Source organism: Neisseria sp. HMSC078H04, from assembly GCF_001838135.1.
Taxonomy (GTDB): Bacteria; Pseudomonadota; Gammaproteobacteria; order Burkholderiales; family Neisseriaceae; genus Neisseria.
Window position 1 is genome coordinate 335,735 of the sequence record NZ_KV835849.1, and the last position, 12,504, is coordinate 348,238.

General features: G+C 46.7%; 8 protein-coding genes. 2 read left to right on the forward strand and 6 right to left on the reverse strand.

The genetic code is table 11. From position 1 onward, the window contains the following. Positions 1–393: 393 nt before the first annotated feature. The 6 genes from HMPREF2560_RS07370 to yhbY all read right to left on the reverse strand — a co-directional run bounded on the left by HMPREF2560_RS07370 (position 394) and on the right by yhbY (position 9,655). On the reverse strand, positions 394–732 hold the full coding sequence (locus tag HMPREF2560_RS07370; protein ID WP_063069030.1) for a P-II family nitrogen regulator: 339 nt from the start codon (positions 730–732) through the stop codon (positions 394–396). A gap of 89 nt (positions 733–821) precedes the next feature. Next, complete coding sequence (gene lpdA / locus HMPREF2560_RS07375; protein ID WP_070873800.1) at positions 822–2,606, reverse strand: dihydrolipoyl dehydrogenase; 1,785 nt, start codon at positions 2,604–2,606, stop codon at positions 822–824. Between the two features lie 77 nt (positions 2,607–2,683). Then, entirely contained in the window at positions 2,684–4,297 is a 1,614-nt protein-coding gene (gene aceF, locus HMPREF2560_RS07380) for a dihydrolipoyllysine-residue acetyltransferase (protein WP_070608310.1), read from the reverse strand. 137 nt (positions 4,298–4,434) lie between these two features. Then, positions 4,435–7,098, reverse strand: coding sequence for a pyruvate dehydrogenase (acetyl-transferring), homodimeric type (aceE, locus tag HMPREF2560_RS07385; RefSeq protein WP_070608311.1), 2,664 nt, complete (start codon positions 7,096–7,098; stop codon positions 4,435–4,437). Positions 7,099–7,715: 617 nt separating this feature from the next. Continuing rightward, positions 7,716–9,143 carry a tetratricopeptide repeat protein gene (locus HMPREF2560_RS07390; RefSeq protein WP_070608312.1) on the reverse strand — a complete coding sequence of 476 codons (1,428 nt, stop codon included), beginning with the start codon at positions 9,141–9,143 and terminating at the stop codon, positions 7,716–7,718. Between the two features lie 224 nt (positions 9,144–9,367). Continuing rightward, on the reverse strand, positions 9,368–9,655 hold the full coding sequence (gene yhbY, locus HMPREF2560_RS07395) for a ribosome assembly RNA-binding protein YhbY (protein ID WP_070608313.1): 288 nt from the start codon (positions 9,653–9,655) through the stop codon (positions 9,368–9,370). Between the two features lie 111 nt (positions 9,656–9,766). On the opposite strand from yhbY, the gene HMPREF2560_RS07400 reads away from it, so the two are divergent. Both HMPREF2560_RS07400 and ftsH read left to right on the forward strand, forming a co-directional pair. Further along, positions 9,767–10,387, forward strand: coding sequence for an RlmE family RNA methyltransferase (locus tag HMPREF2560_RS07400; protein ID WP_070608314.1), 621 nt, complete (start codon positions 9,767–9,769; stop codon positions 10,385–10,387). A gap of 70 nt (positions 10,388–10,457) precedes the next feature. After that, a complete protein-coding gene (gene ftsH, locus HMPREF2560_RS07405; RefSeq protein WP_070608315.1) occupies positions 10,458–12,419 on the forward strand; it encodes an ATP-dependent zinc metalloprotease FtsH in 1,962 nt (653 codons plus the stop codon). The last annotated feature ends 85 nt before the right edge of the window (positions 12,420–12,504 follow it).

Consider the following 12,504-nt stretch of genomic DNA (forward strand, 5'->3'; position numbering starts at 1 on the left):
TCTTTGGATAAATTAATTTTAAAGCCGTCATTATAACGGAGTTTGGATAAAGAAAGGGGTCGTCTGAAAAGTTAGACAACAATAAGAATAGGAAAAAATACGAGGGATTTGATTTTAAAAGGAGGGCGTTGAGGTTTTGCAAGTATGGGATTGGGTAAGCACTACTTTAGAAAGAGTTATTTGATACGGTAAAGTCGTTCCTGAGGGTCAGGAGAAGCATTGCCTCGAATTTCTCCATGCTTGATAGCGTGAGGTTTTCGATAATAGGTTTACTTGGATAGGCTTTAGAAAATGGGGGGTATTCAATTAATGCCGTCTGAAAAATAAGTCCTGATTAAAACAAGTCATGACTTTTTTCAGACGGCATTTGCATTCTGTATTTTGCGATTTCTATTAAAGCGCTGCTTCCGAGCGTTCACCGGTACGGATACGGATAGCTTCTTCAACCGGATAAATGAAGATTTTACCGTCACCAATTTTGCCGGAATGCGCAGTTTCTAAAATGGCATCCACAGCCTGATCGACTTTATCGTCAGCCAATACCAATTCGATTTTTACTTTAGGCAGAAAATCGACTGCGTATTCTGCGCCGCGATAAATTTCCGTATGGCCTTTTTGGCGGCCGAAGCCTTTAACTTCGCTGACTGTCATGCCGGTAATGCCGATTTCAGTTAAGACTTCACGCACATCGTCGAGTTTGAAAGGTTTGATAATAGCTTCGATTTTTTTCATATTGAGTCTCCTTGTTTGCAAAAAGGCCGTCTGAAACATTCAGACGGCCTTTGTTCCATCAAGTTCGTTCAAATTTTATTTGAGTGAACTTATTTCTTTTTCTGAGCAGGCAGGTCGGTACATACGCCCAATGCCACTTCAGCAGCCATACCGATGGATTCGCCCAGTGTTGGGTGTGGGTGGATGGTTTTACCAATATCGGCTGCATCACAGCCCATTTCGATGGCCAAGCAGACTTCGCCGATCATATCGCCGCCGTTAGGACCAACGATACCACCACCGATGATGCGGCCGGTTTCAGCATCAAAAATCAGCTTAGTGAAACCATTGTCGCAACCGTTGGCAATCGCACGGCCGGAAGCAGCCCATGGGAAGTTGGCTTTGGTGATTTTGCGGCCGGAAGCTTTGGCTGACAATTCGGTTTCGCCAACCCATGCCACTTCAGGAGAAGTGTAGGCAACGCCCGGAATAACGCGCGCGTCAAAGTAGGCTTTGTGGCCGGCACAGTTTTCAGCAGCAACGTGGCCTTCGTGAACGGCTTTGTGTGCCAACATCGGTTGACCGACGATGTCGCCGATAGCGTAGATGTGCGGCATGTTGGTGCGCATTTGTTTGTCCACTTCGATGAAGCCGCGATCAGTTACAGCAACGCCTGCTTTTTCGGCACTGATGAGTTTGCCGTTAGGCGCACGACCGGCAGCCACCAATACGGCATCGTAACGTTGCGGCTCTTTAGGTGCATTTGCACCTTCGAAGGTAACGTAAACGCCGTCTTCTTTAGGCTCAACAGCAACAGTTTTGGTGTTGATCATAATGTTGTCAAAACGGTATTCGTTTTGTTTTTGCCATACTTTAACCAAGTCGCGGTCTGCACCTTGCATCAGGCCGTCCATCATTTCAACAACATCCAGGCGAGAACCCAGAGTGCTGTAAACCGTACCCATTTCGAGACCGATAATACCGCCGCCGATGATCAACAGTTTGCCCGGTACTTCTTTCAGAGCCAGTGCACCGCTGGAATCGATGATGCGTGGATCTTCAGGAATGAAAGGCAGTTTGGTTACGCGGCTACCTGCTGCAATGATACAGTTTTTGAAGGCAACGATTTTTTTCTCGCCGGTAGGAGTCGCTTGCTCGTACACGTCGCCGGTAGTCAGCGACACTTCCAAGTGGTGCGGATCTAAGAATTGGCCGTCGCCTTGGATAACGTCTACTTTACGGCCTTTGGCCATGCCTGCCAAACCGGTAGTCAAACGGGAAACCACGCCGTCTTTGTAAGCACGCAGCATGTCGATATCGAGTTCAGGCTCTGGGTATTTGATACCGTTGGCAGCCAAGTGACGCACTTCATCGATAACGGCAGCATTGTGCAACAGGGCTTTGGAAGGGATACAGCCAACGTTCAAGCAAACGCCGCCCAAAGTTTTGTAACGCTCGACGATGGCAACTTTCAAGCCTTCGTCAGCAGCGGCAAATGCAGCAGAATAACCGCCAGGGCCGCCACCCAATACAACTACGTCGTATTCGGCATCGGCAGAACCGCCGAATTGAGCAGCTTGAGGAGCAGGAGCGGCTGCTTTAGGTGCTTCTTGCGCAGGAGCAGCTGGTGCTTCGGCTTTAGGAGCGGCAGCCGCACCTTCGGCTTCAACGACTGCAATCAAGCCGCCTTCGGAGATTTTATCGCCGACTTTAACTTTAACTTCTTTAACGACACCTGCAACTTCGGCAGGTACGTCCATAGTGGCTTTATCGGTTTCCAAAGTAATCAGGGTATCGTCCACAGCAATGGTGTCGCCTACATTTACTTCAACCGCAATAATATCTACGTTTTCGTGACCGCCAATGTCGGGCACTTTTAATTCAACTAAGCTCATGTCTAATCTTTCTGAATGATGTTCGGACTTCTTTTTTCAGACGGCCTGAGTAAAAAGGCCGTCTGAAAATGCTCGGATTACAGAGTAATGCGGCGGAAGTCTTTCAACAGGTTAGCCAGGAATACGGTAAAGCGCATACCGGCGGCACCGTCGATGACACGGTGGTCAAAGGACAGGCTCAACGGGCACATCAGGCGAGGAGCGAATTCTTTGCCGTTCCAAACCGGTTTGATTTGAGATTTGCACACGCCCAAGATGGCAACTTCAGGAGCATTCACGATTGGCGTGAAGCCTGTACCGCCGATACCGCCCAAGCTGGAAATGGTAAAGCATGCGCCTTGCATTTCTTGTGGTTTGAGCTTGCCTTCGCGGGCTTTTTTAGACAATTCGGTTAGCTCTTGGCTGATTTGTTTCAAGCCTTTTTGATCCACGTCTTTGATTACTGGAACAACCAAGCCGTTTGGCGTGTCTGCTGCGAAACCGATGTTGAAGTAGTTTTTCAGCACCAAGTTGTCGCCATCCAAAGAGGCGTTGAATTCAGGGAAGGCTTTCAGCGCAGCAACAGAGGCTTTAATGATGAAGGCCAATGGAGACAGTTTCACGCCTTCGCGTTCCCATTCTTTGTTCAGCTGTTTGCGGAATTCTTCCAATTCGGTCATATCCGCTTCCTCGTGTACGGTAACGTGAGGAATCACAACCCAGTTGCGAGACAGGTTTTGACCAGAGATTTTCTTAATGCGAGACAGTTCTTTAACTTCGACGCTGCCGAATTTAGAGAAGTCAACTTTAGGCCATGGCAACAAGTCCAGACCACCGCCCAAAGAGGCAGCGGCAGGTTTGCCTGCACCGCTTTGCATAACGGATTTAACGAAGGCTTTAACGTCTTCGCCCATGATACGGCCTTTCAGACCGGTACCTTTAACTTGACCCAAATCTACACCCAATTCGCGCGCCAGTTTACGTGCGGAAGGACCTGCATGGGCTTTGGCAAAAGCAGCTTCGTCAATTTTGGCAGCTGCAGGTGCAGCTGGAGCAGGCGTAGCGGCTGGTGCGGGAGCAGCAGGAGCCGGAGCAGCGGCTGGTGCAGGTGCGGCAGCTTGAGCGGCAGGAGCAGGAGCAGCTGCGGCGGAACCGGCGGTTTCTACTTCGATAATGGCAGAACCTTCAGATACTTTGTCGCCAACTTTTACAAATACGGCTTTAACAACACCGGCTTCTGTACATGGTACGTCCATAGTGGCTTTGTCGGTTTCCAGAGTAATCAGAGTGTCGTCAACGGCAACAGTGTCGCCAACTTTAATTTCAACGGCAATAATGTCTACATCTGTATGACCGCCAATATCCGGGACAACAACTTTTACAGTTGCCCCGCCTGCAGGGGCTGCGGCAGTAGCGGCAGCGGGAGCTGCAGGAGCTTCAGCTGCAGGAGCCGGGGCTGCATCGGCAGCGGCGGCATCGGTTTCAACGGTCAGAATAACGCCGCCTTCAGAGATTTTATCGCCAACTTTAACTTTAACTTCTTTCACGACACCGGCTGCATCGGCAGGTACGTCCATAGTGGCTTTGTCGGTTTCTAAAGTAATCAGGGTGTCGTCAACGGCAATGGTGTCGCCTGCTTTAACTTCTACAGCGATGATGTCGACGTTTTCATGACCGCCGATATCAGGGACTTTGATTTCTACGATACTCATTTGAGTTCCTTTAATATTTTCAGTTTGATGCCGTCTGAAAACTGTTTCACACGGCATCGGTACAGTTTGTCTGTTCAAACCATTCAAACATTTGGTTTTCAGACGGCCTAATGTTAACAGGCCGTCTGAAACATCAATTAGCGTTTCCAGCTAGGAGCTGCATCGGCTTTAATACCATATTTTTCAATGGCTTGTTGAACGGTTTCTTTGCTGACTTTGCCCTGTTCGGCCAGAGCGCTCAATGCAGCAACGGCAACGTTGTAGCGGTCAACTTCGAAGAAGCTGCGCAGGTTGGCACGGCTGTCTGAGCGACCGAAGCCGTCAGTACCCAAAACGTGGTAGTCGTTCGGGATATAGGCGCGGATGCGGTCAGCATAGCTGCGGATGTAGTCGGTAGCGGCAATAACCGGACCGTCATGACCTTGCAGTTGAGAAGTAACAAACGGTACTTTTGCAGTTTCCAATGGGTTCAGACGATTGAAGCGTTCCACTTCGATGGCATCGCGGTGCAGCTGGTTGAATGATGGGCAAGACCAGATGTCTGCTTCTACGCCGAAGTCGGCTTTCAATAATTCGGCACCGGCAATTACTTCTTGCAGGATGGTACCGGAACCCATTAATTGGACTTTTTTATCGCCTTTGCCGCTGGCTTTCAGCAAGTACATACCTTTCAGGATGTCTTGTTCTACGCCTTCAGGCATGTCTGGATGGGTGTAGTTTTCATTCATCAGGGTGATGTAGTAGAACACGTCTTCGTGGTTAACATACATGCGGCGCAAGCCATCGTGTACGATAACGGCTACTTCATATTGGAATGTCGGATCGTAAGTTACACAGTTTGGAATCAAGTCTGCTTGAATGTGGCTGTGGCCGTCTTCGTGTTGCAAACCTTCGCCATTCAGTGTTGTACGGCCGGCTGTACCACCCAGCAGGAAGCCGCGTGCATGCATATCGCCTGCTGCCCATGCCAAGTCGCCAACTCGTTGGAAACCGAACATAGAGTAGTAGATGTAGAAAGGAATCATGGCAAAGTCGTTGTTTGCGTAGCTGGTCGCAGCAGCAATCCAGTCAGCCATGGCACCAGGTTCGTTAATACCTTCTTGCAAGATTTGACCGTCAACAGATTCTTTATAGAACATCAGTTGGTCTTTATCTTGAGGAGTGTATTGTTGGCCTTTAGGGTTCCAAATACCGTATTGACGGAACATACCTTCCATACCGAACGTACGGCTTTCATCTGGAACGATAGGCACCACGCGTTTGCCAATTTTTTTGTCTTTCAGCAAAGTAGACAGGATGCGGACGAAAGCCATGGTGGTTGAGAATTCACGGTCACCGCTGGATTTCAGTTGAGTCTCAAATGCTGACAACTCAGGCACTTCCAGAACTTCTTGGGTAGGTTTGCGTTGAGGCAGGTAGCCACCCAAAGCTTCACGGCGTGCATGCAGGTATTTGTATTCTTCGCTGTCGGGAGCAAAAGTCAGGTAAGGCAGGTCGCCGCTGTCGATTTGCTCGTCAGTTACAGGAATGTCAAAGCGGTCACGAAATTGTTTCAGAGACGCTTTGTCCATTTTTTTGGCTTGGTGGGCAACGTTTTGACCTTCGCCGGATGCACCCATACCGTAACCTTTAATGGTTTTCGCCAAAATGACAGTAGGTTTGCCGTCAGCGTGGTTCACTGCGCGGTCATAAGCGTTGTACACTTTTTGAGGATCATGGCCGCCGCGGTTCAATGCCCAAATTTGCTCATCGGTCATATCGGCGACCAATGCTTTCAGTTCAGGCGTATTGAAGAAGTGTTCACGGACGTATGCACCGTCTTTGGATTTGTAAGTTTGGTAGTCACCGTCCAAGCACTCTTCCATACGTTTACGCAGGATGCCATCTTTGTCTTTTGCCAAGAGGCGGTCCCAACGACGACCCCAGATGACTTTCACAACATTCCAGCCTGCGCCGGCAAAGTTGCCTTCCAGCTCCTGAATGATTTTGCCGTTACCGCGTACTGGGCCGTCCAAACGTTGCAGGTTACAGTTGATGACGAATACCAAGTTGTCCAAGCCTTCGCGTGAAGCCAGAGCAATAGCACCTTGGCTTTCAGGTTCGTCCATTTCGCCGTCGCCACAGAATACCCATACTTTACGGCCTTTGGTTTTAGCCAGGCCGCGAGATTCCAAGTATTTCAGGAAACGGGCTTGGTAAATCGCCATCAATGGGCCAAGACCCATAGATACGGTTGGGAATTGCCAGAAGTCAGGCAACAGGTGAGGGTGAGGATAGGAAGGCAGACCATGACCGGCAACTTCTTGACGGAAGTTGTTCAATTGGTCTTCAGTCAGACGGCCTTCAACGAAAGCGCGTGCGTAGATGCCAGGGGCAACGTGGCCTTGGAAGAATACCAAATCGCCTTCTTCGCCTTCGCCTTTGGCTTTCCAGAAGTGGTTGAAGCCGACTTCGTACATAGTGGCGGCTGATTGGAAAGATGCAATGTGCCCACCCAATTCCAAATCTTTTTTACCCGCGCGCAAAACGATAGCGGCAGCGTTCCAACGAACGAACGCACGGATGCGGTGTTCGATGTTTTGGTCGCCAGGGATGCCTTTTTCGTCTTCAACGGAAACGGTGTTCAAGTATGGAGTAGTGGTACCGTGAGGCATACGGATGCCTTTGTCACGGCTGTATTTGACCAAACTTTCCAGCAGATACTGGGCGCGTTCGCTGCCTTCATATTCTAAAACAGAGCTTAACGCGTCTAACCATTCTTTGGTTTCAATTGGGTCAACATCGTGTAATTGGGTGGACATAATATCTATCCTTGTGTTGAGTGTTTTTCAATGACGGAGTATTACTCCGATATTTTCGTTTGTGAACAAATACGGCTTATAAACGAAAATTCCAAGAGTCAAATTCGAAAAAATTTTAATTATTTAAATATTTTCAATACGTTATATGAAGCAATGAAAATTCTGAAAAATTAAAATTTTTTGCAAACTGGCTAACCTGCAAATGCTATCAGTAATTGGGCAAACTGGCAAATCGCGCTGTTGATATTAATAGGAGGGTAGAGGTTGAATTGATGATTTTTAAAAGTGTCCTTATGATGGTTTTAAAATTAGAATATTAAACAGACACGGTAAAAGTCTCTGTTGTTTGGATTAAAAAATTCGAATACGAAAATTAATTTTCAAAATTTGTCTAAAATCGAAAATTAAATTTAAACTTTGAGTTTGAAAAAGAAAGTTCAGACTGTGTTATTTTTTACAAGCGAATGGGCCGTCTGAAGATTTTGGAAGAGGTTAAGAAAGAGTGAAATTTTAAGAGGACGATGATTGAGGAAGGGAAAATTAAAAAATGACATGCACAGGCTAGTTGAATAGCTGGGCATGTCATTTGTTAGTAGTCTGAGAATTTCAGACGGCCTTTAAGCGGCAGAAGCTTTTTGAGCGAACTGCTTCCATTGAGCCAAAAGCTCTTTGAGAACGTCTTGCTGTTCATGTCCATGTTGGATAGCTTCTTGTAGCCAGAAACAAGCATTGTTGATGTCTTTTTCTACGCCCATACCGTGATAATACAGACAGGCAAGATTATATTGAGCCATCGTGTCTCTTTGTTTGGCCGCTGCTTCAAACCATTTTGCAGCTTGGGCATAGTCGACAGGTACACCTTGTCCGCTGTAATACATCATGCCAAGATTGGTTTGTGATTTACTGTGTCCTCGTTCTGCAGACTGAAGGTATAGCTCCAGTGCTTCAGCATAATTTTGTTGGCGTTTTAAACCATAGTGGGCCGCGAATGCCAGTTTGTATAGGCGCTCGGCCTCTTGACGTTGAAGGGCGATTTCTTTGGTTAACTCGTAGTTTTGCTGGTTATTCAACGCACTGTCAGATAGAAGTTTTTGGTAAGCGACAAGATTGCCTAAGTCGGCTGCGCGTTGATAATACTGACGGGCAGTGTCTGCATCAACTGCTCGTCCCAATCCGTAGCGATGGATATCTCCTAAAAGGCGCAAGCCTTCCGGGTCATTTTGATCCGCAGCAAACTTAGCGTGTTGATAGGACTTTTGAGGGTCTCGCTCGGTGTTTTTACCCAGAAGATAGATTTCGGCAAGTGCTACATGCGCATTGCTGTCACCTTGTTCTGCCGCTTTTTCAAACCATTCTAATGCCTCGGCAGGGTTTGATACTGACAAGAGTTCTGCAAGAGAGGTTTGCGCTGGAACAATGTCGTAATCGGCGGCAATACGCAAATGTTCGATTGCTTTTTCAGGGTTTTGTGCAACACCTTGCCCAAATTTGTATTGAAGGCCGAGTTGCCAGTGTGCCGCAATAAATCCCTGTGCAGCGGATTGCTGATAAAGTTTATGGGAATATTCCAAATCAGGAGAGCTGGAATATTGGTAATGCTGGGCTAAGAAGTATTGTGCCTGAGGATTTTGTTGTTCGGCAGCTTTCAGTGCCCATTTGACTGCTTCTTGGTCATTGCCATTGTCTGCATATAAACGCATCAGGCGCAGTTGGGCAGGAGCCAATCCTTCTTCGGCAAGCTCTTGATAGGCTGCGATGAGCTTTTCTACTTCTATTCCATTATTTTCTTGTAATTGGAGAAGATTATAGCGGGCGTATGGATGACCAGCTCTTGCAGCTTGCTTTAAATATTCAACTGCAATTGCTAAATCTTGCGCATTTTCGTGGTGTTCGATTAGGCATCCTGCCAGCTGAAATGCAGCCTCAATATGCCCGGCTTCTGCTGCTTCGCAGAGCAAAGGGATGGCTCGTGCAAAGTCAGGTGGGTCTTGAGTGATTAATTTTTCTGCTAGCAGAAAAGATTCTTCATATTGTTGAGCATTCATCGGTTTGCTTTTATATTTTGTGAAGGATTAGGAATAAAATAATCGGCCGACAGGGTGCGGCCGTTATGATTTTGTAATTTTGAGGTTATTTACAAAAACAGGCAACCGTATTTGTATTTTTATACTTAGAATAATGGAATAATTTATTTTATGCTGCATAAATACAACAGAAGGATATGATAAAGTGGGTTGAGAAAATACTTCTGCTGTTTATTCAGTTTAAATTATTCGTTGTCCGGTTTTTTGCGCCACAAAACAAGTAATTTACCAATATGTTGCACCAGTTGGGCACCCAGTGTTTCACACAGGGCATCACAAATTTCAATACGTTCAGCACGATCATCGCCAAAAACACGGACTTTAATCAATTCGTGCGCTGTCAATGCTGCATCGGTTTCTTTGATAACCGAGTCGGTCAAGCCTTGTTGGCCAACCATAACGACAGGGTGGAGGTGGTGTGCTTGGGCTTTCAAGGCCAAAATTTCTTTGGTGCTTAATTTGTTGTCGCTCATATTAATAAGTATCCAATTAAAAAGAATAATGGCTATATTGTACGCGATTTAGAACATTTACGGGGGAAATAACGTACAATGCTGATTTTAACTTAAGCATTTCAAATCAAGATGGCTGTACGCTCAAAATCTTCAAAAGCATGGCTGCATGAGCACGTCAACGATCATTATGTCCATATGGCACAAAAGGACGGATATCGTGCCAGGGCGGCTTATAAATTATTGGAAATCAATCAAAAAGACAAATTAATCAAGCCAGGTACGGTTTTGGCGGATTTGGGCAGCGCGCCGGGAAGTTGGTCACAGGTGGCGGCCAAGCTGGTCGGTAAAACAGGAGCAGTGTTTGCTTTGGATATTTTGCCGATGGAAGCTATTGAAGGTGTGTCGTTTATTCAGGGCGACTTTAGGGAAGATGCCGTTTTGGAGCAGTTTGAAGCTTTATTGGATAATCGTCCGTTAGACCTTGTAATCTGTGATATGGCACCCAATATGTCAGGCAATGCCGTAACCGACCAGGCACGCAGTTTTTATTTGTGTGAACTGGCTTTGGATTTTGCCTTCCAACATTTGAAAACCGGAGGCAGTTTTTTAGTGAAGGTGTTTCAAGGCGCGGGTTATCAAGAGTATACGGCGGCTATGCGTGAAATTTTTGCCAGTGTACAAACCCGAAAGCCGGATGCTTCCCGCAATCGTTCCAGTGAGATTTACCTATTAGGTAAAAATAAACGCTGACAATGTAGGGTGGGTGCTTTAAAATTCTTTCCCTTGATTTTATTTATTTTGTAACCATGGAGCCTGTTCAGTGGGGAATACCATTAAAAACATATTAGTCTGGGTAGTGGGTGGTGCTATGCTTTTAGCAGCATTCAATGCGCTCAGCGATAAGCAGGAAGATAAACAGCAAATCGAATATTCTCAATTTATTCAGCAAGTTAATAGTGGCGAAGTATCCAATGTCAATATTGAAGGATCTGTTGTCAGCGGCTATCTGATTAAAGGTGAGCGCACCGATAAAACTGCCTTCTATACCAATGCGCCTTTGGATGACAACTTGGTTAAAACACTGTTGGACAACAAAGTACGCGTCAAAGTGACTCCGGAAGAAAAACCAAGCATGCTGGCCAGTCTGTTTTACAGCCTGCTGCCTGTTTTGTTGTTGATCGGTGCATGGTTCTACTTCATGCGCATGCAAAGCGGCGGTGGCGGTAAAGGCGGCGCATTCTCTTTTGGTAAGAGCCGTGCACGTTTACTGGACAAAGATTCCAATAAAGTTACTTTTGCCGATGTTGCCGGTTGTGATGAGGCAAAAGAAGAAGTACAAGAAATCGTGGATTACCTGAAATCGCCTAACCGTTACCAAAGTCTGGGCGGTCGTGTACCACGCGGTATTTTGTTGGCCGGTAGCCCTGGTACGGGTAAAACATTGCTGGCTAAAGCGATTGCTGGTGAGGCTGGTGTGCCATTCTTCAGTATTTCAGGTTCTGACTTCGTAGAAATGTTTGTCGGTGTCGGTGCGAGCCGTGTCCGCGATATGTTCGAGCAGGCTAAGAAAAACGCGCCATGTATCATCTTTATCGATGAAATTGATGCGGTTGGCCGTCAGCGCGGTGCCGGTTTGGGTGGTGGCAATGATGAGCGTGAGCAAACATTAAACCAATTGTTGGTTGAAATGGATGGTTTTGAAAGCAACCAAACCGTTATTGTGATCGCAGCAACCAACCGTCCTGATGTACTTGATCCTGCGTTGCAGCGTCCGGGCCGTTTTGACCGTCAAGTTGTTGTTCCATTGCCCGATATCCGTGGCCGTGAACAAATCTTGAAAGTACATGCTAAAAAAGTACCTTTGGATGCATCCGTAGATTTGACTTCTTTGGCACGCGGTACACCTGGTTTTTCAGGTGCAGATTTGGCAAACTTGGTCAATGAAGCTGCTTTGTTTGCCGGCCGTCGTAATAAAGTTAAAGTCGATCAAAGCGACTTTGAAGATGCCAAAGACAAAATCTACATGGGTCCGGAGCGTCGCAGTATGGTAATGCACGAAGATGAAAAACGTGCGACAGCCTATCATGAGGCCGGTCATGCAATCGTAGCGGAAAGCCTGCCGTTTACCGATCCGGTTCACAAAGTAACGATTATGCCTCGTGGCCGTGCATTGGGTTTGACTTGGCAACTGCCTGAGCGTGACCGCATCAGTATGTACAAAGACCAAATGCTGAGCCAGCTCTCAATCTTGTTTGGTGGCCGTATTGCTGAAGATATTTTTATTGGCCGTATTTCTACCGGCGCATCTAACGACTTTGAGCGTGCAACTCAAATGGCACGCGAGATGGTAACGCGTTATGGTATGAGCGATAAAATGGGTGTGATGGTTTATGCTGAGAACGAAGGTGAAGTATTCTTGGGTCGCAGCGTAACCCGTTCTCAAAATATTTCCGAGAAAACCCAACAAGATATCGATGCGGAAATCCGCCGTATTTTAGATGAGCAATACCAAGTGGCTTACAAAATCTTGGATGAAAATCGCGATAAGATGGAAACCATGTGCAAAGCACTGATGGATTGGGAAACCATCGATCGAGACCAAGTTTTGGAAATTATGGCCGGTAAACAACCTAGCCCGCCTAAAGATTACAGCCACAATGTCCGCGATGACAAAGTAGAAGAGCCTGAAGCGCCTGTTGCTGAAGCTACTGAACCTGTTGAGCAAAATGAGGTTCAGAATGCTGAGTCAGTAGAAGCAGACAAAACAGATAAACCTGTATAAGGCTTGAAACAGAAAACGGTAGCTTTTAAGCTACCGTTTTTATTTTGAAGATAATCTAAAGGCCGTCTGAAAAGTTTCAGACGGC

Coding starts and splice junctions, on each gene's coding strand:
- HMPREF2560_RS07370 (WP_063069030.1), bottom strand. CDS start 732: ATGAAAAAAATCGAAGCTATTATCAAACCTTTCAAACTCGACGATGTG.
- lpdA (WP_070873800.1), bottom strand. CDS start 2,606: ATGAGCTTAGTTGAATTAAAAGTGCCCGACATTGGCGGTCACGAAAAC.
- aceF (WP_070608310.1), bottom strand. CDS start 4,297: ATGAGTATCGTAGAAATCAAAGTCCCTGATATCGGCGGTCATGAAAAC.
- aceE (WP_070608311.1), bottom strand. CDS start 7,098: ATGTCCACCCAATTACACGATGTTGACCCAATTGAAACCAAAGAATGG.
- HMPREF2560_RS07390 (WP_070608312.1), bottom strand. CDS start 9,143: ATGAATGCTCAACAATATGAAGAATCTTTTCTGCTAGCAGAAAAATTA.
- yhbY (WP_070608313.1), bottom strand. CDS start 9,655: ATGAGCGACAACAAATTAAGCACCAAAGAAATTTTGGCCTTGAAAGCC.
- HMPREF2560_RS07400 (WP_070608314.1), top strand. CDS start 9,767: ATGGCTGTACGCTCAAAATCTTCAAAAGCATGGCTGCATGAGCACGTC.